At 60.8% G+C, this 21,608-nt stretch carries 20 protein-coding genes; 4 read left to right on the top strand and 16 right to left on the bottom strand.

Annotated features, from left to right (window positions below; genetic code table 11):
- Window positions 1–86 precede the first annotated feature (86 nt).
- The 15 genes from FJU11_RS01725 to FJU11_RS01655 form a co-directional block, all read right to left on the bottom strand.
- Window positions 87–1,871 (bottom strand): adenine deaminase, encoded by a 1,785-nt coding sequence (locus tag FJU11_RS01725; RefSeq protein ID WP_141165266.1) that lies wholly within the window; start codon window positions 1,869–1,871, stop codon window positions 87–89.
- Window positions 1,868–2,794, bottom strand: coding sequence for a nucleoside hydrolase (locus tag FJU11_RS01720; protein WP_141165265.1), 927 nt, complete (start codon window positions 2,792–2,794; stop codon window positions 1,868–1,870). Before FJU11_RS01720 ends, FJU11_RS01725 begins: the two co-directional genes overlap by 4 nt.
- Window positions 2,795–2,805: 11 nt before the next feature.
- Complete coding sequence (locus FJU11_RS01715; protein WP_141165264.1) at window positions 2,806–3,834, bottom strand: ABC transporter ATP-binding protein; 1,029 nt, start codon at window positions 3,832–3,834, stop codon at window positions 2,806–2,808.
- Window positions 3,827–4,606, bottom strand: coding sequence for an ABC transporter permease (locus FJU11_RS01710; protein ID WP_141165263.1), 780 nt, complete (start codon window positions 4,604–4,606; stop codon window positions 3,827–3,829). Before FJU11_RS01710 ends, FJU11_RS01715 begins: the two co-directional genes overlap by 8 nt.
- Window positions 4,603–5,430 carry an ABC transporter permease gene (locus tag FJU11_RS01705; protein WP_141165262.1) on the bottom strand — a complete coding sequence of 276 codons (828 nt, stop codon included), beginning with the start codon at window positions 5,428–5,430 and terminating at the stop codon, window positions 4,603–4,605. Before FJU11_RS01705 ends, FJU11_RS01710 begins: the two co-directional genes overlap by 4 nt.
- 80 nt (window positions 5,431–5,510) lie before the next feature.
- Window positions 5,511–6,542, bottom strand: coding sequence for an ABC transporter substrate-binding protein (locus tag FJU11_RS01700; RefSeq protein WP_141165261.1), 1,032 nt, complete (start codon window positions 6,540–6,542; stop codon window positions 5,511–5,513).
- Entirely contained in the window at window positions 6,539–7,588 is a 1,050-nt protein-coding gene (locus FJU11_RS01695) for a LacI family DNA-binding transcriptional regulator (RefSeq protein WP_141165260.1), read from the bottom strand. Before FJU11_RS01695 ends, FJU11_RS01700 begins: the two co-directional genes overlap by 4 nt.
- 242 nt (window positions 7,589–7,830) lie before the next feature.
- A complete protein-coding gene (locus FJU11_RS01690; RefSeq protein WP_141165259.1) occupies window positions 7,831–8,856 on the bottom strand; it encodes a DUF475 domain-containing protein in 1,026 nt (341 codons plus the stop codon).
- Between the two features lie 9 nt (window positions 8,857–8,865).
- Complete coding sequence (locus FJU11_RS01685) at window positions 8,866–9,777, bottom strand: ribokinase (RefSeq protein ID WP_181408001.1); 912 nt, start codon at window positions 9,775–9,777, stop codon at window positions 8,866–8,868.
- Between the two features lie 61 nt (window positions 9,778–9,838).
- A complete protein-coding gene (locus FJU11_RS01680) occupies window positions 9,839–10,894 on the bottom strand; it encodes an ABC transporter ATP-binding protein (RefSeq protein WP_141165257.1) in 1,056 nt (351 codons plus the stop codon).
- Entirely contained in the window at window positions 10,891–12,099 is a 1,209-nt protein-coding gene (locus FJU11_RS01675) for an ADP-ribosylglycohydrolase family protein (protein ID WP_235890734.1), read from the bottom strand. The genes FJU11_RS01680 and FJU11_RS01675 overlap by 4 nt, the downstream gene beginning before the upstream one ends.
- A 5-nt stretch (window positions 12,100–12,104) precedes the next feature.
- Window positions 12,105–13,538, bottom strand: coding sequence for an extracellular solute-binding protein (locus tag FJU11_RS01670; RefSeq protein WP_141165255.1), 1,434 nt, complete (start codon window positions 13,536–13,538; stop codon window positions 12,105–12,107).
- A 38-nt stretch (window positions 13,539–13,576) separates the two neighbouring features.
- Window positions 13,577–14,476 carry a carbohydrate ABC transporter permease gene (locus FJU11_RS01665; protein ID WP_141165254.1) on the bottom strand — a complete coding sequence of 300 codons (900 nt, stop codon included), beginning with the start codon at window positions 14,474–14,476 and terminating at the stop codon, window positions 13,577–13,579.
- Window positions 14,476–15,444: an ABC transporter permease gene (locus FJU11_RS01660; protein ID WP_141165253.1), complete on the bottom strand. Its 969-nt coding sequence runs from the start codon at window positions 15,442–15,444 to the stop codon at window positions 14,476–14,478. Before FJU11_RS01660 ends, FJU11_RS01665 begins: the two co-directional genes overlap by 1 nt.
- Window positions 15,445–15,470: 26 nt before the next feature.
- The gene (locus tag FJU11_RS01655; RefSeq protein WP_141165252.1) at window positions 15,471–16,529 is read right to left on the bottom strand and encodes a LacI family DNA-binding transcriptional regulator; all 1,059 of its coding nucleotides are present in this window, start codon (window positions 16,527–16,529) and stop codon (window positions 15,471–15,473) included.
- A 140-nt stretch (window positions 16,530–16,669) separates the two neighbouring features.
- Between FJU11_RS01655 and FJU11_RS01650 the strand changes: the two genes are divergently transcribed.
- Window positions 16,670–16,996: a hypothetical protein gene (locus FJU11_RS01650; RefSeq protein ID WP_141165251.1), complete on the top strand. Its 327-nt coding sequence runs from the start codon at window positions 16,670–16,672 to the stop codon at window positions 16,994–16,996.
- 342 nt (window positions 16,997–17,338) lie between these two features.
- Here the strand turns inward: FJU11_RS01650 and gntR are convergent, their stop codons facing one another.
- The gene (gntR, locus tag FJU11_RS01645) at window positions 17,339–18,382 is read right to left on the bottom strand and encodes an HTH-type transcriptional regulator GntR (protein WP_141165250.1); all 1,044 of its coding nucleotides are present in this window, start codon (window positions 18,380–18,382) and stop codon (window positions 17,339–17,341) included.
- Window positions 18,383–18,630: 248 nt separating this feature from the next.
- On the opposite strand from gntR, the gene FJU11_RS01640 reads away from it, so the two are divergent.
- The 3 genes from FJU11_RS01640 to FJU11_RS01630 are packed head-to-tail and all read left to right on the top strand — an operon-like array spanning window position 18,631 to window position 21,598.
- Window positions 18,631–19,653 (top strand): TRAP transporter substrate-binding protein, encoded by a 1,023-nt coding sequence (locus FJU11_RS01640; RefSeq protein ID WP_235890733.1) that lies wholly within the window; start codon window positions 18,631–18,633, stop codon window positions 19,651–19,653.
- Between the two features lie 54 nt (window positions 19,654–19,707).
- Window positions 19,708–20,286 (top strand): TRAP transporter small permease subunit, encoded by a 579-nt coding sequence (locus tag FJU11_RS01635; protein WP_141165248.1) that lies wholly within the window; start codon window positions 19,708–19,710, stop codon window positions 20,284–20,286.
- A gap of 4 nt (window positions 20,287–20,290) precedes the next feature.
- On the top strand, window positions 20,291–21,598 hold the full coding sequence (locus FJU11_RS01630; protein WP_141165247.1) for a TRAP transporter large permease: 1,308 nt from the start codon (window positions 20,291–20,293) through the stop codon (window positions 21,596–21,598).
- Window positions 21,599–21,608 lie beyond the last annotated feature (10 nt).

Here is a 21,608-nt window from a genome sequence, read left to right as displayed (position 1 = left end):
TGGCACCGTCCCCATGGCGGGATAAACGACACCGTGCCCATCAGCCGCCTCGGTCTCGATCAGGACAACCTGTTGAGGCTCCACATCTAGTCGAGCACTTCGAGCACAGGATCTTCCAGAAGCGTTCCGGTGGAGACATCCGCGATGCCGCGATCCGTCTGATGCGGGCCGGCGTTGCAGGCGAGCGTCGCGCCGAAACAGGCCTTGAAAACCCGGTAGGGCGGGTTCCATTCGGCAATCGCGTCCACCGCCTCGCGGATCGCTGCGAACTGGTCGGCCACGGTATCGAGCGGCAGGTCCGATACGAGACCGGCGAGCGGAAGAGCGAGGTTCGCCTTCACTTCGCCGCCCGACGCCACGGCCATTCCGCCGCCGGATGCGATCACCGCGTTTGCCGCGCACGCCATGTCGTCCCGGTTGCCGCCGAAGACCGTCAGATTGTGGCTGTCATGCGAGACCGTCGTGGCAAACGCTCCGGACCAGTGTCCCCAATCTTCCAGAATGCCGACCCGCGGCCGGGCGTCGGCTCGGCCGTGTCGATGGATCACGGCAATCATCGCGGTATCGTCCGGTAGTCCGACCGCCCCCTCCTCGACCTCTGCCTCCCGTTCTCCCCAACGGGTAAAGCGTGGGCGATCGATGGAGGCGAGGCGCACCCTTTCTCCGTCGGCGCGGATCGCGAAATCCTCCGGTTCCAGGCGGTCCAGCTTCACGGAATGTCGCAGCGGAGCGTCGTCGGCCGAAGGAAGATCCGTCGTCATGCTTCCCGCCTCGGCAATGCGACGCCCGTTCGCGAACACGGCCTCGGCCCGGAATTCCGTCAAATCGCGAAAACACACGATGTCGGCGCGACGACCGGCGGCAACGAGACCGAGATCCGATCGACGGAGCCGCATGGCCGCGTTCAGCGTCGCGGCGCGAAGCGCCCATTCGGCCGGCAGTCCGTAACGCACCAGCCGGCGCACGACGTCGTCGAGCCCGCCTTTCGTCGCTAGATCGTCCGGGAAGACATCGTCCGTACAAAGAGTGACGGTTGCCGGCAGATGGCCGAGCGCATTCAGGCGTTCGACGAATTCCGGCAGGAGATGGTCGTGCGAGCCGCGAAGCTCGATCGTCAGGCCGGCAGCGAGCTTCGCCATCAGATCATCGCCGGAAACGAGCTCATGATCCGAACCGATCCCGGCGGTCATGAAGGCGGCAAGATCGGCGCCTTCGAGACCGCGCGCATGGCCGCAGATCAGCTTGCCGGAAGCCAGCCCCGCATTCACGATCGCGCGCATGCGCGGATCGCCGTCGATGACGCCGCGCATGTTCATCACTTCGGCGATACCGGCGATTTCCGGCCAATCGAGCATCGTCGCCATGGCGGCACCGTCGAAGTCCGCGCCAGAAAGTTCGAGCCCGGGTGCCGAGGGCACGCAGGACGGAGCGAGAACGAGGACGCGAAGCGGCAGGTCGCGAACGGCGTCGAGCGCCCACCGGACGCCGTCGAGCCCGTGAACGTTGCCGAATTCATGCGGATCCCAGACGATCGTCGTCACACCGGCGGCGAGCACGCGACCGGCATAGGCCGAAGGGGTCACCATCGAGCTTTCCACATGCATGTGGGTGTCGATCAGCCCCGGCGAGACGAACGTCCCCGATGCGTCGAATGTCTGCTGCGCGTCGTCACGCGTTCCGGGTGCATGAACGCTTGCGATCAGCGCACCGACGAGCCCGATATCGGCCCCGCGGTGGAGACCGGTCGTCATGTCGACGACCATCCCGCCTGCGATCAGCACGTCGAAAGAAGCATCGCCGCGCGCTGCGGCCACGGCACGGTCCCTCAGCGCCGGATCGGCAAGATCGGCAGGTTCGTCGGCGGGGGTCATCTGCGAGCGGCCTCCGAGATCAGAGCTTCGAGAATGGCGGTTCGTGCATGGGACGGGTCGCAGGCCTTCGCGTAGCGCGCATTGAAGGTCGCGTGCGTCGTGCGGGTCTCGACGACGGTTCGGCCCCGCGTCAGGCCAGCGGCAAGTTCGACGTCGATGCGTGCTTCAGCGAACGACACGCTCTCCGGGCACATGAAGGCGAAGGCGGCGGAAGGATCGTACAATGCCATGGCCGATCGGCCACGCGAGAGGGCGATATCGACGTAGCCGCCGAGAAGATCGGCAAGGAGAGCCGCATTCGTGCCTCCGGCTTCGCGTACCTTCGCGACGTCTTTCGGACCGGTCAGGACCGTACGGCAGAAATCGAGATCGACCATCGTGAACGGCAGATCGTGCGCGAGCACGATCGCCAGCGCTTCGGGATCGGCGGCCGCGTTGAACTCTGCCGAAGCGGTATGATTGCCGAAGGTCAGCCCTCCGCCCATCCAGACCAGATCGTCGATCCGGACCATGAGATCCGGCCGGGCGAGAGCCATCGCCGCGATATTCGTCAACGGCCCGAGCGCCAGGATGCGCCGTGGCGATGGCGCCGTTTCAAGCCAGTCGCACAGTCCGTCGAACGCCTCTCCGGCAAAGGCAAGCGGCGCTTCCGGCAGTTGTGCGCCAGCGCTCGGCATCCCGTTCTCGCCAAGCACCTTCGCCGCCGTCTCGAGGCGCCCGAGAACGGGTAACGCCCTCCCCCGGTAGAAGGGCATGTCGAGTCCGAAAGCGGCCGCGGCGCCAGCGGCATTTCGCTCTACCTGCGCGAGGACCGCATTGCCGAAGACGAGCGATATGCCGTCGATCGCGGCCCCTGCGTTGCGCACGAAGAGGATCGCCGCGAGATCGTCGAACCCCATGTCGGTATCGATCCACACACCCATGGCTCCTTCTCCTACGCGTAACGTTGCAGGGGAGCCGCGCGCTCGGCCGGCAGATCGAAGGCGAGTGTCGTGCCCAGATCGTGGACGGGGAGCGCAGCGTCGGCCTCCGCCTTGATCGGCCCGAGCGAGCTGTCGAGCAGATATTCCCGCGTGCCGCCGGCAAACGACACCCCTCGCACGCTGCCGTGATGAGGACCGCTGCCGAGCGCTACCATGGCCGGCCGCCAGGCAAGCGCGGCCGCGCCGGCCGGCACCGTTCCCGAAACGGGCACGGCGCCGTCTGCCGTTCGAAGTTTGCCGTCCTCGACGGCGAACACATTCTCGAAACCCACGAAATCAGCCACGAAAGCCGATTTCGGTCGGTTGTAGAGATCTTCCGGCGTTCCGATCTGCTCCACCGCCCCGCCTTTCATGAGCACGATGCGATCGGCAAGTGCGAGCGCCTCGCCCTGATCGTGGGTAACGAAGATCATCGTGACCCCGGTCTCGCGCTGGACGCGCTGCAGCTCGGTGCGCATCTCGAGCCGCAGCCTGGCATCGAGGTTCGACAAAGGCTCGTCGAGGAGAAGGACCTTCGGGTGCATCACCATCGAACGGGCCAGCGAGACGCGCTGCTGCTGGCCTCCGGACAGTTCGGCCGGCTTGCGGCTTGCGAATTGCGTCAGGCCGACGGTCTTCAGCCCTTCCATGACATGGCCTTCGAGATCGCGCCCGCGTTCGCCCTTCAGCTTCAGACCGAAGGCGACGTTCTCGTAGACGCTAAGATGGGGAAAGAGCGCGTAGGACTGGAAGACGAGCCCGACCTGGCGCTTGTTGGCACCGAGGCGCGTAACGTCGCGGCCATCGAGCATGATCCGCCCGGATGAAGGCTTGAGCAGTCCTGCAACGGCGCGCATCGTCGTCGTCTTGCCGCAGCCGGACGGGCCAAGCAGCGTGATCAGCTCGCCTTCTGCGATCGAGAGATCGAGCCCGTCGACAGCGACCGTGTCACCATAGGCGAGCGTCAGCGCTTCGAGCGAGAGATAAACGTGGTCAGACATAGCGCGAAAACCCGATGAAACGTTCGGCGATGAAGACGATGCCGATCGACATGAAGGCGAGCAGCGCGGAAAGGGCTGCCACGGAAGGATCATAGGTGCGTTCCATGTAGCCGAGCATGTCGATCGGCAGGGTGCGCACGCCGGGACCGGTCAGGAAGAGCGAGACCGGCACCTGGTTGAAGCTTGTCACGAAGCCGAGGATGAAGGCGGCGAGAATGCCTCCGCGAATGTTCGGCAGGACGACGCGGAAGAAAGCGCCGATCCGGCTGGAACCGAGCAGGACCGCTGCTTCCTCGATGTCGGAGCGCAGGTTTTCCAAGCTCGCGGAGACGACGCGCACCGCATAGGGCAGGACGAGCGCGGTGTGCGCCAGAAAGAGCGAGAGCGTGATGTCCATGCCGAATGGCACGACGAGATAGCGAAGCAGTGCCAGCCCGACGACGATGCCCGGCACGATGATCGGCGATGAAACGATGGTGCGTACCGTCTCGGCAAGCGGCAACCGATAGCGCGAGAGCGCGTAGGAGACCGGCACGCCGAGGACGAGCGCCGCGAACGTCGCAACGATCGCCAGGAACATCGAAAGGGCGAAGCTCGCCTGGAAGCTTTCGACCGTGAACACCTTCTCCACCCATTTGAAGGAGAAGCCCTGCGGCGGAAAGGCGAGCGTGCTGCCGGCGGAAAACGACGCGGCCACGATGACGAAGAAAGGCCCGACGAGGAAGAGAACGAGCAACGTCAGGACCGCGTAGGACGGAAGACGGGCTTTCATGCTCGGTTCCTCGCGGTCGCGATCTTCCTGAGCAGGATGTTCGTTCCGAAGCTCATGACGATGAGAATGAGGGCGATGACGCTCGCCGAGACGAGATCGTTGGCGATCGTCACGCGCTGATAGAGCAAGGTGACGAGCGTCAGCACCTTCGATCCGCCGAGGATCGCCGGCGTGATATAGGCCGTCACGGACCCGACGAAGACGAGCGTTCCGCCGATGACGAGCCCTTCGCGGGTGAGCGGCAGGATGACCTTGAAGAAGATCTGCAACCAGTTCGCACCCAGAACGCGTGCGGCAGGCACCACGTCGTTCGGCATGTTTTCGAGAGCGCTCACGAGCGAGATGACCATCAGCGGCAGGAAGAGCTGCAACAGGCCGACAAAGACGGCCGTTTGCGAAAAGAGCAGGCGGATCGGTTCGTCGGTCAGGCCGACCGTCATCAGCGCCTGATTCACGATGCCGGTGCGCCCCAGAATGACGAGCCATGCGTAGGTGCGTGCGACGGGCGAGATCATCAGCGGCAGGACCACGATGCCGATCATGCGTCCCCTGCTCGATGGCGACAGGCTGACGATCGCGAAGGCCGAAGCGTAGCCGATGATTGCGGCGACGAGCGTCACCAGAATGCCGAGCTTGAGCGTGCGCCACAGCACGAGCCGGTCCAGGGAACTGGCGAAGAAATCGGTATAGGCCGACAGTGTCCAATGGCCGTTCACGTGCATGCCGCCTGAAAGCAGGATGATGACGGGCACGATGAAGATGACGGCGGCAAAGATGGCCGCGGGAAGCGCGAGCGCGAACCCTTCGGCCCGGTTCTGGAACATGACGCGGTTTCCGTCCTGTTGATCTGGAGCGTCAGGCCGAACCGCGTTCGTCGCGACCCGGCCTTACACCTTCGCCGTGCCTACTGAGCGACGTCGGCGTTCCATTCCTTCAGCCATCGATCGCGATTTTCGAGATCGACCTTGGCCGGGATGAGCTTCAGGTTCTTCGCCGTTTCCGCGCCATAGGTGATGTTCGCGGCCACGTCGTCGGAAACCTTGACCTCCTTGTTCGCCGGGCTGTCGACGAGCGCGTCCGCAAGATCCTTCTGAACCTTGGTCGAGAGCCAGAAATCCATGAACTCGAGGGCGAGATCTTCGTTCTTCGTTCCCTTCGAGACGACCATGACGTTGAGCCCGCCCGTCTGGCCTTCCTTCGGCTTCGCCCACTTGATCGGCAGGCCGAGCTTGCTGATCGGCTCCCAGGCAAACCGGCCGATGGGAGCGGCCCAGATCTCGCCCTGCTGGAAAAGCTGAACGAGTTGCGAGGAGCGATTGTAGAAAGTCACGATGTCGCCGGCATGCTTGCCGACGGCCTCGATCGGCTTCTTGAGATCCGGCGCGTTCGTGCCCATGGAAAGCCCGAGCATGTAGAGCGCCGGCGGCCCCTGGTTGGTCGAGATGTTCGGGAAGGCGATGTTGCCGACGACCTTGTCCGACAGCAGGTCCTGCCACGACTTGATGTCCATCTTGTCCGAGCGGTACGCGATGGACGTCGCGTAGAACGTATAGCCGACGCTCATGCCGTCGCCGTTCGGATCCTTGGCGAGGTCGTAGAGCTTGTCGTAATTGTCGAGCTTCGACGTATCGATCTTCTGAACGAGGCCGCGGCGGGCCGCCGTCAGCGCATCGGCCATCGACATCACGGCCATGTCGACGACGGGGGCATTCTTGTTCGCTTCCATCTTCGCCAGGCGCTCGGCGCTGTTGCCCGTCTCGACGACGAGCTTGCACCCGCACTTTTCCTCGAACGGTTTGTAGAGAATGCGGTTATAGGCGTCCTGCGCAAAGGCGTAGACGGAGATCGTCAGCGTCTTTTCCTGCGCGCTTGCCGGCATGGCACCGGCGGCAAGGGTCAGTAAAGCGGCCGAGGCCGCGAACGTGCTGCGGATCATGCAAGTTCTCCTTTGAAAGCGGTTTCGTCACGGATCGGCGGGGGCGCCGTCGAATTGCGTTCGACGAGTGTCATCGCCACTGTCTGGATCGGGGCACGAAGCGTCTTGCGATCGGTCTGATCGATTTTTGCCGGATCGAGGATCGCCGCACACAGGACCTCGATCGCGATGCCGGCGATGCGCGCCATATCCATGCGCACGCTCGTCAGGGACGGCGTGATGATCGAGGTCCACGGAAGGTCGTCGAAACCCGTCACACTGACGTCTTCGGGAATGCGCCAGCCGTTGCGCTGGAGTTCCGTCAGCGCGCGAAGCGCCTGCATGTCGGAAACCGTCGCGATCGCCGTGAAGCCTTCACGCATCTTTTCGGCGAGGCTAAGCGTCCCGCCCTGCCCTGCTTCATACCACCTTTCGTCGAGCCAAAGCGTTTCGGTCCGCAGTTCGCTGACCGATCGCATGCCTGCAAGGCGATCGTTCTGCACGTTCGACTCGCGGTTTGCTCCAACAAGGAGAACCCGGCGATGTCCGAGCGCCGCCAGATGCCGCGCGACGAGTTCGCCGCCGCCGAAGTGATCGGCCGAGACCGTGTTTCCGGGCGTCGAGGGCGTATCGATCACCGCCACCGGACAGTCGATGTCGATGACGCGCGTTCCGCGGCGTGGCACGACGACCATGCCATCCACCCCGCGCTCGACGAGACGCCCGATCGCTTCCGTCTGCATGCCGATTTCGCCGCGGGAGTCGCCGATCAGCACGCCGTATCCCGCCTGCGTCGCAGCGTGTTCGATCGCCTGCGCGATCTGCGGGAAGAGCGGGTTCGCGATATCCGGAAGAACGAGGCCGATGACGCCGGAACGGCCGGTCCGCAAGGCCCTGCCGGCCGAACTGGCGACATAGCCGAGCTCGTCGGCCTTGCGGCGGATGCGCGCTGCGAGCTCGTCCGAAACGCGCCCCTTGCCCGACAGAGCGTTCGACACGGTCGCCGTCGACACGCCGATCGTCTCCGCAATCTTCGCAAGCTTCGGTCCCGAACGTGACGTCGTCATGATCCGATACGTCTGATTAAACGATTAATCAGACGTATCTGATGTCGCGGCTCGCGTCGAATCCTTTTTGTCGACTGTCCCTTCAGGTGTTTGCGCACAGCATGTCATGGTGCGGTGAACGATTGAAGGTTTTCGTCTTCGTCTCGTCGATCCGGCGGATAGCTTTAAAACACGTTTTAAGAGATAAAACAATGCTTTCCCTAACTTAAGAAAGTAAAATCATTTTTTTACTAGTTAATTACTTAGATACACTTTCTTTTTATGACTAATGAACTAACAATAGATGCTCCAATCAATATGACACTTAGAAGGCCAGTCACAAATTCCGGTATGACGACGACTGACTGAAGCAGCATCAGAATCGCAAGAACGAACACGGAATAGAAGGCGCCATGCTCTACAAAGGCCGAGTCCGCAAGGGTCTCGTTCTCGACGAGCATCACCGTAAAGGACCGTACGTAGAAGGCGCCTACTCCGAGCCCAAGTGCAATCAGAAGAGCGTTTTCGGTAAGAGCGAAAGCTCCGATAACGCCGTCGAAACTGAAGGACGCATCCAGCATCTCGAGGTAGAGAAAGCCGCCAAGTCCTGCCTGCCTTGCGATGTCCGGTCCCGCCTCCCAGCGGTCGAGAAGGTTTCCCGCAGCCTCCACGAGACGATAGGCGATGAGACCTAGAATAGCGGCGATGAGAAACGCGCCTTGCTGCCCGCCGTCTTGGATCAGCGCGAAGCTGACGGCAACGATTAAAACGGCCGTAATTTCCATACCTCGCACGTTGGCTGCCGCCCGTAGTCCCCTCTCCGGCCACGCGAGCCAGTCAATAGCTTTTTCGTCGTCAATGAAGAAGGTGAGCGCAACCATCATCAGGTATGTACCGCCAAAAGCCGAAATCGAAATATGGGCGTCTTCCATGACGGTGGCGTAGACGGATGGCTGGAAGAGCGCGAGCTGCACGGCGTCGATAGGACCCAAATGGCCGGCGATCGCCACGACCGCGATGGGAAACACTATTCGCATTCCGAAGACCGCGATGAAAATGCCCCACGTGAGGAAGCGCCGCCGCCAAGCCGGCGAAAGCGCCTTCAGTTTGTTGGCGTTGACGATGGCGTTGTCGAAGGAAAGTGATACTTCGAGAATGATCAGAACCAGACCGATGATCAGGAACCTCAATGCTCCCGGCAAACCACCGGCTGTGATCGAACCGAGGAGCGCGCAGGTGGCGAGACCGGCGAACGTGACAAGAAAAGCGGTACGGAATATCGAGACCATAAGCGACGCTCAGCCGTCGGCTTCGTCTAGAACTTCGGCTCGTGACGGCATCGCTGCCTGCGCCCCGACCTGGCCGCACGCCAACGATCCGGCTCTACATGCGTAGTACACCGAGCGGTGAAGGCTCATTCCCTCAGCAAGCAATGCGGCGAGCGTGCCGCAGAACGTGTCGCCAGCGCCCGTTGTGTCGACAGGCTGGGTCGATAGGCTCGGAACAGTCCGGGCTCCACCTTGAGGATCATAGATCAGCGCGCCTTCGCTGCCTCGCGTAACGACAGTACTGAAGCTCAATTCGCGGCCTATCTCGGACAATTGTCTTTCAGTCAGCGCCTCGACCTGATCAGCTTCCCGACTGTTGACGATGAGAACGTCGAGCGCGATAAGAACGCTTTCAAGATCTCCCCCCGTCATATCTGAAGGTACGGGAGCGAGGTTGACGATGATTGTGGCTTCGGACCGCAGTTCTCGAACCCGCGCAACCGCCCTCGCCGTCTCCCTGAACTGCACTTCACCTTGGCAGAGCAGAACCGTTGTTGCGGCCATTACACTGTACGGAATGCGTTCGGCGGCTAATTTCGCGTTGGCGCCCGGCAATACCGTTATTGCATTCTCGCCCGTCTCATCAATCGTAATCCAGGCAGTGCCCGTTGCACTGTCTTCCCGGGCTTCACATTCGGCTTTGACGCCGTTTTCGCGAAGGTTCGTTAGCGCATTCGCCCCGAGTTCGTCGGCTCCGACGCAGCCAACCATCAAAATTTCTGTTCGGTCAGCGGCAACCCTGGCGGCGGCTACCACCTGATTCGCACCCTTACCGCCATGAAACTCGCCCACCCGCTCGCCGATTACAGTCTCGCCGGCCGCCACGAAGGCCTTGACCCGAACGACCTGGTCGATGTTGATCGATCCGAAAACGGTCAACATGATACGATCCCCCATGACCGAGCGAGCCAGGTTTCCAGCGGCAGATAAGCAGATGTGAACTTCACCGGATCCGCCGACCCGTTTCGGCGTCGAAAAGCAGAGCCTCGTTCGTATCGATGCGCACGAAGACCCTTTCACCGACCGAAGGAACGCGATGCCCGGAGGTCACAAGTGTGACGGGCTCCGTTCCGAGCTGAACTTCGATTTCTTCCCCGTCCCCCGTCGGTTCCACGAGCAGAACCTCGGCTTCCATGCCGTCGCTTGCGAGATTGAGATGCTGGGGACGTACACCGCAGACGATCGCCGTTCCGTTCGGCAGATCCGCGGACAGAGACGAGGAAAATGCGAAGCCGCAATCGAGCAGGACTTCTCCGTCAGTGATGGTACCGGAAAAGCGATTGATCTCAGGCGTTCCTATAAAGCTAGCAACGAACAGGTTATCCGGATCCCGGTAAAGTTCTCGTGGCTCGCCGACCTGCTCGATCTGTCCGGCATTCATGACGACGATACGGTCGGCCATGGTCATGGCCTCGGTCTGGTCATGGGTGACGTATATCGTCGTGCGTTCGAGCCGCTGATGGATCTTCCGGATTTCCCCACGCATCTTGTGGCGCAACTTCGCGTCGAGGTTCGACAGGGGTTCGTCGAAGAGGAACGCCTTGGGATCCCGTACGATGGCGCGCCCCATCGCCACGCGCTGACGCTGACCACCGGAAAGCTCGCGCGGCAAGCGCTTCAGCAGATGCGAGAGGCCAAGTATATCGGCGGCCGCGTCGACGCGTTGCGATCGGTCAGCCTTCGAGACGCCGGCGAGGCGCAACGCGAAGCTCATGTTGTCGGCAACGTTCATGTGCGGATAGAGCGCATAGCTTTGGAAGACCATGGCAATATCACGTTTCTTGGCGGGGGTGCTGTTAACACATGCACCGTCGATCAGCAGGTTGCCGCGGCTGACGTCCTCAAGCCCAGCGATCAATCGCAGAAGTGTCGACTTGCCACACCCAGAAGGGCCGACCAAAACGATAAATTCGCCTTCCTCGATGTCGAGGTTCAGATCATCAAAAACGTGAGATGCCCCGAAAGACTTGCCGAGATGGTCGAGAACGATGTGGCTCATCGCTGGGCTCCTGCGGAATGCGATCTGTCGTTCTGGAAAAGCGTGTTCAATCTTCCATGTCGTTGACGGTCTAGCCCAAGATCGTTCTCGACGATCTTCGTCACCGTCGCTGCAAAACGATCTGCGGACGCTGTAAGGCGGAGCTTGTTGGTGGTATCGAGATGATCGAGCGTCGCCGCATCAATGACGGTCTCGCCATGAAGTGCGCCCAGGATAGCCCCCGACATGACGCCGATGGAATCCGTGTCACGTCCCGAATTGATCGCATCCTCGATCGTCCGCGCGAAGTCCCCTTCGTTCATGGCTGCGAATGCGAGCGCAAGCGGAAGTTCCTCGATCGACATCAGTCTGGACGGCTGATAGGCGGCCGTCGCAACACCGGCCTTCTCGGGGCCGTGCCGGACGTCGTCACCCATGGGCGAGAAGGGTTTCATGGCGGCATGGAGATCATTGACCACGGTCGCATAAGCGCTGTTGCTACCGCGGTGGCGTTCTGCAACGGCAAGAGCCGCCTCGATCGCATCGCACGTACCGTCCTTTGCGAGATCGAGAGCCGCGGTGACGATGGTCTCGATCGTGGAGTCGGGTATGAGCGCAGCAGCAACGCATGCGGCAAAGACGCCGGCCGCCTCAAGGCCGTAGCTCTGCTGGTGTCCAGACATGAACTCGATGGCCTCGCGGTAGGCCGCTGCTGGATTGCACGCATTCACGACACCGATCGGCGCGGCGTACATCGCCGCACCGCAGTTGACCATGTTGCCGATGCCGCCTTGCCGCGGATCGCAGCCTGCAAGCTGCAGTCGGTGGAAGATCCACTTCTCAGGGTAGAAGAGCCGTTCGATGACGAGCGTTTCCCTTTGAAGTTCGGGTACCCAACGCGGCTCCCAAGCAATTTTACGAACGAATGGGCCAGCCATATCCCAGGCGTCGATATGCCGACCGAGTTCCTCATAGACCTCCATCAGGCAAAGCGTCATCAACGTATCGTCGGTAACGACACCGTTCCCCCGTGTTCGTCCGTTGCGCATTGCCGCCTGTTCATCGAGGCGATGCCATCGATTGTGGACCGATGTCACTCTTCCATAGCGTTCGGCGATTTCGGCGGCGGAAAGCTTCTCGACCGGTCCACCGAGCGCGTCACCGAAAGCAATGCCATAGACAAGGGCGCGGACGCGGCCCCGAAGGGCCCCGCTGTCGTCGCTCATTTCTTTCATTTCAGGACCTGTTTGGCATATTCAGTAAGCTGGGATCCGCCGGAAGATTTCCACTGAGCGACGTAATCATCCCATTGATCGAAGTTCGCCTTTCCGGAGACGAGTTCGTAGGCGAACGCGTTGTAGACGTTGGTTGCAGCATCAAGTGCGGCCGCATATTCGGGCGGATACGAAAACTTGTTATCGGCCAGAAAATATCTCTGTGTATTATCGATATACTTCTCGGCGGATGCCGGCAGAAGTTCGATCGGCGGGTCATAATTCGATGCTACGAGGAACGGGCTTTCCCAGGAACCCAACGCAGCTAACGGCTTAATCTGATCGCCTTCCTTCTTATAGTGGATACCGGGAACACCGAGCCGCTCCATAAACTGCCCTTCCGGGCTCGCCATGAAATCGAGCAACGCGACGACCTCTTGCTTGTGCTCCGATAGCGCCGACAAGGCCCAACCACGACTTTCCTTGGACACGTCGACTGCCGCCAGACCCTGACCCTTCGGCCCTAACGGCGGATCGAGTACAGTCAGCGATACGTCCGGATGAAGTGCCCGCATCTTGGTTTCGTAGGTGACGACATTCTCCGCGTTCGATGCAGAGACCACACCGGCGCGCCCCGTATAGAACTTGTCCTCCTTGGTCTGCCAGTTGAGCGTAATGTACTCGGGATCGAGGAGACCGTCCTTAAAGAGCTGGTGGTAGTATTTCAGCTTGTCGCGTTCCTCATCAGAAATTTGCGAGTTGACCCAGGCCCCCTCTTCGTCCTTCAGCCAAGTCGCATCGATACCGAACGCCGGGTTCAGGAAGCCGTCCAGTTCCTCCAAACTGCCGGCGGCCGTAATGCCCCAGGTATTCTTTGTACCGTCGTTGTCGAAGTCGTGCTCATGAAGCGTACGAAGAAGGGCTGCGAAAGCCTTCGTCGTCTCTGGAGGCTTGGCGCCAGCTTTCTTTAGCCAATCCTCGCGCACGACAGGCTGCCAAGCACGCAACGGATGGACGTAAAGCAGGTATGGATAGTTATCGAGCCGCGCCTTGTTATGCGGATAGAGCGCGTTTTTAAGATATTTCGTCTTCTCGATATACGGACGCCAGTCCTCCAGAACGCCTTGGCTCGCGAATTTTTCGTCGCCCCCCTGGAAATAGATAAGGTCGGGAATGTCACGCGAAAGAAGCATGATGCCAAGCGCATCGGCGTAGCCCGACGATGGCAAATCAACGAGTTCAATGTGAATATCGTGGCCCCGCTTGGCCATCGCCTTTTCGACTTGCGCAACGTAGGCTACTGCGGTCGGATCCGTGCTCAGAAAGTCTTTCAGTGCTACGCGAATGGTTACCGGTGCTGCACTGGCGGGGCCCGACAGTATTGTGCTGGCCAAAAGCGCTGCCGCCGCGCCGGTCTTGAGCACCAGCCTTCTGCTTACGTTATATGGCATCGTACGTTCCTCCTTCTTGACGATATGCACAATCCTACTCACCCTTTCACGGCGCCGGACATTGTTCCTTTGGTGAAGAACTTGAGAATTAACGGGTAGATCAGGACGAGAGGGGCAATCGTAAGCGTGATCATGCCCGCCTTGAGGGCGCGAATACTGATCTGGCCGGCGTCGCTGTAGGTCGACATGTCGGAAACGCCGACCATGGAAAGCTTGTCGCCTTCCACCACGAACTGGCGAAGCACCACCTGGAGCGGCCATTTATTCGGATCGTTCAGATAGATCATGGCCCGAAAAAACTCGTTCCAATGTAGAACGAGGTAAAACAGGCCGATCATGGCGATCGAGGATTTGGCGACCGGAACAATGACGTACCAGAGCGTCTGAAAAGGGTTTGCGCCATCGAGTTCGGCGGCCTCGAGCAACTCGTACGGGACTTCCTCGAACAACCGGATCAGAATGATGAGGTACCAGGCGAACACGCCGCGATAGAGGATCACCGACCAGTAGCTGTTGAGTAGGCCGACGTCGCGCATGACGAAGAAGTCCGGTACGATGCCCGGGTCGAAGACGATCGTCACCAGAACGAAGACGAGAATGTACTTACGACCTGGTAGCCGCTTCTGAGCGAGCGCCCACGCCATAAGAGTCGTTGCGACGATGTTGATTGCCGTACCCACAAAGGTGATGAAGACGGCGTTTACGAAGCCACGTTGAACCGCGGCATTGTGTATAAGCAGGTTCCAGACCTTTAGCGAGAAACCTTCGGGCACGATCCGCAGGCCGCTCATCGTAGGGACGCGGGCAGGATCCGAAAACGAGACGGCCACGAGATGCAGGATCGGCTGCAACGTCACGACAACCATCAGCAGTAGGGCGGAAAGGATGATGACGTATTCGATACGCTCGAACGGCGTCTGTCGGCTGTTCGTCACCATCACCAGATTCCCTTGCCGGTCAGGCGTTTGGATGCGAGATGCGCTGCCACGATGAGAACCATTCCGACAAACCCTTTGAGGAGCCCGGCCGCTGTGGCAAGTTCGAACTGCCCGGTTTGGAGGCCGATGCGGTAGACATACGTATCGACAATATCGATCTGGCTGCGGATTACCGGGTTTGTCAGGTTGAGGATCTGATCAAGGCCTGTAGAGAAGAAAAGGCCGACGTTCAGGATGAAGAGCGTTGCGATGGTCGGTGCGATCGATGGGATCGTGACGTGCCTAATCTTCTGCCAGCGCCCTGCCCCATCGATTTCGGCGGCCTCGTAGAGTTCGGGATTGATGCCGATGATCGCCGCGAAATAAAGCAGCGAGTCCCAGCCGGCGCTGCGCCACATTTCGGAAAAGACGACGACCCAGCGAATGGAGCCAGCATCCGTCATGAAGGGGACCGGCTGAAAGCCCATCCAACTTATGATGTCGTTGACCGCTCCGTCCGTTGGAGACAGGACGGCGATGGTGATGCCACCGATGACAACCCACGAGAGGTAATGCGGCAGATAGATCACCGATTGCACGATCTTGCGATAGCCCGGCGTTCGCACCTCGTTGAGAAGGAGCGCGACGATGATCGGCACCGGAAAGACGAACACGAGCTTCATCACGCTGATGATCACAGTGTTCAACAAGACCTGTAAAAAGATGGGCGAAGATGCGAGCGCTGCGAAATGCTGCAGGCCGACCCATACGTTCGGCGGAATGATACGCAGTTGCTCGAAGGCGATCCTAGCCTCCCAGATCGGCATATAATGGTAGACGAAGAAATAAATGATGCCTGGAGCGAGCATCAGGTAAAAAGGCCACCAGCGTTTGGCCGAACGAACCCAACGCTCGACCAACCCGTCCTGGACCAAATTGGGAACGTTCCCATACTGTGATATTTTTTTGTGTTCGGAGATCGTCGACATCAGTCCTCCCAGCGCCTCTTCGCGCTTTAGGCTAGATGGAGCGTGCGTTCGCGTGTAGCCGAGAAGTCTAAGACACTGCCGCGCTCAACGAGCCGACACGGCAAACGCGGGCGCATGACCACACTGTCACCCTCGATCAATCGACCGAGAAGACGCATCGCGTCCTCTCCAATACCGCGTGATGGCTTAGCAATGGTCGTGAGGGGCGGTGAGCAGAATTCGCCAGATGGAATTCCGTCGAAACCAATCACCGAAACATCGGCGGGACATGCGAGCCCGGCGTCGCGGGCTTCTGCCATGGCACCAAGCGCCATAAGGTCGTTGGCGGCGAAAACGGTCATATGAGACCCCTTGTGGTGCCGGATGAGGCGAGCCATCGCGGCCCGTCCGCCGTTAACGCTGTATTCGCCGTTTTCGGCCTCTATTCCGGTTGGGTCGATGTCCCGATCAATGAAATAGCGATTGATGGCAGAAACGAATTTTGCCCGGGCGAGACGACGTGGCGGACCGGTTATCAGCTTAGGCAAGTCATGGCCGCACCTCGACAGATGGTCGAGAGCGGTAGCAACACCCTGCGGGATATCGGATCCCACGCTTGATCGGTCGGGATAGAGATCGGAGGTGGTGCCAATCAAGACGAAAGGACAACCCAGATTCGTAAAGTCTTGTGTATCGCCCTCGTCGGCAATCGTATTGAGCACAAAACCATCGACGCGCGTCTGCACGAGTGCCTGCAGATGACTACGCTCTCTTTCGGCGCTCCAATCGGAAGAAAAAATAAGCAGCGAACTGCCCGACAATACCGCTCGCTCCTGCGCGCCTCGAACAACTTCGGCCCAGAATGGGTTGGAAATATCCGGTACGATAATGCCGATGAGACCGCTACGTCCCGAGCGCATGCTGACAGCCATGTTGTTACGCTGGTAACCAAGATCCCTAGATGCAGTTCTCACGGCCGCAACGACCTTCGGCGAGACGTTCCCCTGACCGGACATCACGCGCGCAGCCGTGCTCTTCGACACGCCAGCGGCAATCGCGACATCAATGATCGTGGGTCTGCGACCGAATTGGGATGCTCTCCTCATTTGGGAACGTTACCAAACAACACTTTTTTGTCAAGGCAACTTGATGAGGTTCAACGGAAACGTGCACACGTTGGCGAACTCCAGCTAGTCGGTTCCCTTTTGTTCATTGGAATTTTCGTTCTTTTCTACGGAAGTTGATAATGTCTTCGCGTACAGGTGCGGGCGAAAGCGGATCAGGGTTCGCTCAAACCAGCTTTCTCATGCTTCGCGATCAGCTTTTCGAGGTCTCGCTGGAACGCGTCGAGGGCATCCGCATCGTGCTCGAGGCGCTCGACGGGGTCTGGCATCGGCTTGCCGCCAAGCCACCGCTCCGTCGTCTGTTTGGTGATGCCGAGAATGTACATTGTGTCCTCGACGAAGAGAGCGCCGGTGATCCGCTTGATCAGCTGGAGGACGTGGTAGTGGTGTGGATGTCGGGGTCACCGAATGGCTCGTCGAGGTCTTTGTCGCTCATATACGACTCATAGTCCGAGCCACCCTCGCCCGTACATCCGCGTTGTATGACAGCATGTGACCGTTTCACCAGGCGCAACCGTGAACAAACGGCAAACCTCGGAAACCGAGGCTTTCGTTCCAGACGAGGGGGTTGAGTGTTCGAATCACTCCCACTCCGACCATTATTCTCCAAAGCTTAGAACTCCACCCAACAAATCAGCAAAGCAAGGTCAGAAATCGGCATCGACCAATAAGCTCTGACAGGCTTGGACTGAACAGCTTGAGCATTGCCCCCACGAGTAATCGCCGGTTCGTTCGTGCGGTAGGCGCCGGCATGGAGCCTGCGACCTAATACGGATTCCACGTCGTTGTCTTCAGCGAGCCGGATCGTCCCGGGTTCCGCGTGCCGTGCTTTGGCGGGCGATCACCGTACTGGAGAGATCCACGACGCGCTTCTGTGGTCGCTTGCCTTCGATCGCATCCATCAGCATCGTCATGGCCCGTTGTCCCATTTCCCCGCGCCGCGTATCGACGCTCGTCAGCGAAGGCGCGCTCGCGCGAACCATCTCGAGATCGTTGAACCCGCAGATGCCGAGAGCGTCGGGCACCGCGATCGCACGTCGCTGGCATTCGAACAGCGCGCCGAGCGCGAGGTCGTCGTTGTTGGTGAAGACCGCGTCGAGATCCGGGCGGCGGTCGACCAGCGCGCCCAGCATCGCCGCCCCGAGGTTGACGGAAGAGATCTCCTCGGTCGTACTGACGAGATCGCGGTCGAGCATGCCGAACGCGTCGAGGACTGAAAGACAGCCTTCCATTCGCCGCTGCGTGCGCGGGTCCATGCGCGCGCCGATGAAGCCGATCCTGCGGTAGCCCTTTTCGATGAGATGCCGCGCGGCACGCGCCGCCCCGTCGTAGTGCGAAAATCCCACCATCATGTCGATCGGGTCCGGTGCCGTCTCCATGATCTGGATCACCGGGCAGTTGGCCTCCGAGAGAAGCTGCCGGCAGGCGGCGGACTGGTCTATGCCCGTGACCACGAGACCCGCCGGCCGCTGGTTGAGAAAGATGCGGACGAGCTTTTCCTCCTCGCTCACCGAATATTGGGTGTTCGCGAGCTGGATCTGGAAACGGGTGTGCGACACCGTGTCGTAGATGGCGCTCAGGAGATCGGAGAAGACATTGTTCGTCACCGAAGGAATCAGCACGCCGATGACGTTGGTATGCTGTGAGGCAAGCGCCTGGGCGGCCAGGTTCGGAACGTAGCCGAGCGCTTCGACGGCCGCGTCGATGCGTTCGCGCAAGGGGGCCGAGACGCGGTGCGGCTCTCGAAGCGCCCGGGAAACCGTGATGGTACTGACACCGGATTCGGCAGCGACGTCACTGAGCGTGACGCGGGCGCGCGTGCGACTTCGTCCCATAATCTCCGTCCCTCGCTCGCGTTGTTCTTGACAGTGATAGCGCTGTCATTGTTCATGCGGCTAGGAGGAGGTGCCGGTAAATCTCGAATTTGCACCCGAAAATTGCAAGCCGCACCGTCTTCCGACGTGCTCGCCGCATGCGTTTGCCCGGTCGAACCATCGTCCGGTCCGTCCGTCGGTGGCCCGCACGGATCGCTGGGATCGACGCCGCAGCGGCGACACCCATCGTTCGGACCCAGGAGGAACCATTGTTCAAGACATTGACACGGACACTCATTCTCGCGACCGCGGCGGTTTCGCTTGCCGGCGCCGCGAACGCCAAGGACTACAGCTTCAAGTTCCAGTCGAGCGACGCGGCCGGCAGCCCGAATTTCGCCCTGCAGAAGGACTGGGCGAAGAACGTCAAGAAATCGACGGACGGCCAGGTCACCATCAACCTGCTGCCCGTCGATTCGATCGTCTCGCACAGCGAAACGCAGGATGCCATCCAAGCCGGCATTCTCGACGGCCATATCACGGACGTCTCCTACTTCTCGGGCAAGGATCCGGCTTTCGGCCTGATCGCCAACCCTGTCGGCGCATGGTCCGATCCGCAGAACATGCTGGATTTCATGAGCCATCAGGGCGGCAAGCTGATGACCGAGCTCGATAGCCAATACGGCCTGCATTTCATCGGCGCGACGACGCCGGGCCTCGAAGCGCTCGTCTCGAAGGTACCTCTGAACGGGGTCGCCGACCTCAAGGGCGTGAAGATCCGCGCTCCCGAAGGGCTCGTGCAGAACGTCTTCGCGGCCGCTGGTGCGGCTCCCGTCAACCTGCCGCAGTCGGAGATCTACACCTCGCTCGACAAGGGCGTGATCGACGCCGCCGACGCGACGGTCTTCTCCACCAACCAGGAACTCGGCCTGAACACCATCGCGCCGAACCCGGTCTATCCCGGCTTCCACTCTCTCCCGCTCGTCGAGATCGCGATGAACAAGAAGGAGTGGGACGATCTTCCCGAGAAGCTGCAGACGACCCTGACGAAATCGGTCCACCAGTTCGCCCAGCACGAGCTCAGCGTCCTGCAGAAGCGCGATCAGGAAGCCGTCGAGAAGGCCAAGGCGACCGGCAAGATCCACATCCACGACTGGTCGGATGCCGAACGCGCCAAGTTCCGCAAGATCGCCGAGGGCGAGTGGAAGAAGGTCGCCACGAAGTCCGACAACGCTCAGAAGGTCTACGACACGCTGACGAGCTACCTCAAGGAAAAGGGCCTGCTCAAGGAGTAGGTCCGCCGCGGCCGGCGGCGACCCGCCGCCGGCTCTTTCTCCCGGAGATCATCCATGGCTTACGAGGATCCCGCCGGCGTCGAGGCCGGCGAAGCGACACCCGAACACACGCTCGCCGACGAGAGCGCGATCGCCGAAGCCGGCTTTCTCGGCCGCATGATCCAGAAGGGCGGTGTCTTCATCGCCTCGCTGTTCCTGATCTCCGCGGCGTTCATCATGTACGAGATCTTCATGCGGTACGTCCTGAACGCGCCGACGCTGTGGACGAACGAATCGACGATCTTCATCTGCGGCGTCTCGTTCATCTATGGCGGCCTCTACTGCGTTGCGCGCGATCGGCACATCCGCGTCGTCCTGGTCTACGATCATCTGCCCGACCGGTGGCGCCGCGTCTTCGACGTCGTCATCTCGATCATGTGCTTCATCTCGGCCTGCTTCTTCGCATGGGCGAGCTGGACGATGGTCGAAAAGTCCTGGTGGGCGCCGGGCGGCGCCCTGCGCCTGGAAGGAACGGGAAGCGCCTGGAACCCGCCGACGCCGGCACTCGCCAAGGGTTTCCTGATGGTCGTCATGATCGTGATGGCCGTCCAGTTCCTCGTTCTGGCCGTGAACTATCTGCGCAAGGGGCGTTAGCCGCATGTTCGACCTCTCCGTTCTCGGCATCGCCGACGGCACCCTTCTCATGTTCGGCATGCTTCTGGCGCTGCTCCTGATCGGCATGCCGCTCGCCTTTGTCACGCTGTTCGTGGCGCTCTTCTTCGCCGTCGGATGGTTCGGACCGATGGCGGTCCCTCTCATCACGACGCGGGTCTATTCCTTCGTTTCGAGCTTCGTCTTCGTGTCGGTCCCGATGTTCGTGCTGATGGCGGCGATCCTCGACCGATCCGGCATCGCGCGCGATCTCTTCGACGCCATGAAGCTGATCGCAGGAAGAATTCGCGGCGGCGTCGCGATCCAGACGATCTTCGTCGCCGTCATCCTTGCTGCCATGAGCGGCATCATCGGCGGCGAGATCGTGCTCCTCGGGCTACTCGCGCTGCCGCAGATGCTGCGCCTCGGCTACGACCGGAACCTCGCGATCGGCGTCGTGTGCGCCGGCGGCTCGCTCGGCACGATGGTGCCGCCGTCGATCGTGCTCATCATCTACGGGCTGACGGCGAACGTCTCGATCGGCGATCTGTTCACCGCCGCCTTCCTGCCGGGCTTCATGCTCGCCGGCTTCTACGTCGCCTACGTTCTATTCCGGGCCTACCTCAATCCGGCCGTTGCGCCGGTGCTCGAGGAAAGTGACATGACGTGGAAGGAAAAGCTTCCGCTTCTCAAGGGGCTCATCCTCCCTGCCCTCGTCATCTTCTTCGTCCTCGGCTCGATCTATGGCGGCATCGCCTCGGTCACGGAAGCCTCGGCCGTCGGTGTTGCCGGCGTCGTGCTCTCGACCGCGATCCGCGGCGAACTGACCTTCTCGCTGCTTCGCGGCGCCGTCGTTCAGACGCTCGCGACCTGCGGCATGATCGTGTGGATCGGCATCGGCGCGAGCGCCATCGTCGGCGTCTTCAACCTGATGGGCGGCCTCGACTTCGTGAACAACCTCATCACCGGCATCTCGGACAATCCGACGGTGGTCATCCTGTTCATGATGCTCATCCTCTTCGTGCTCGGCATGTTCCTCGACTGGGTGGGCATCGCGCTCCTCACCCTGCCGATCTTCGTGCCGATCGTGAAGGATCTCGGCTTCGATCCGATCTGGTTCGGCGTGCTCTTCTGCATGAACATGCAGGTCGCCTTCCTGTCGCCGCCCTTCGGCCCGGCCGGCTTCTACCTGAAGAGCGTGGCGCCGCCGGACATCTCGCTCGGCGACATCTTCAAGTCGCTCGTGCCCTTCGTCTGCCTGCAGATCATCGCGGTCGCCATCCTGATCGTCTTCCCGGGCATCACCGGCCGGTAAGGCGGCACGT

Source organism: Pararhizobium mangrovi, from assembly GCF_006516965.1.
GTDB classification, from domain to species: Bacteria; Pseudomonadota; Alphaproteobacteria; order Rhizobiales; family Rhizobiaceae; genus Pararhizobium_B; species Pararhizobium_B mangrovi.
This window is presented reverse-complemented; position numbering and strand designations above follow the sequence as displayed.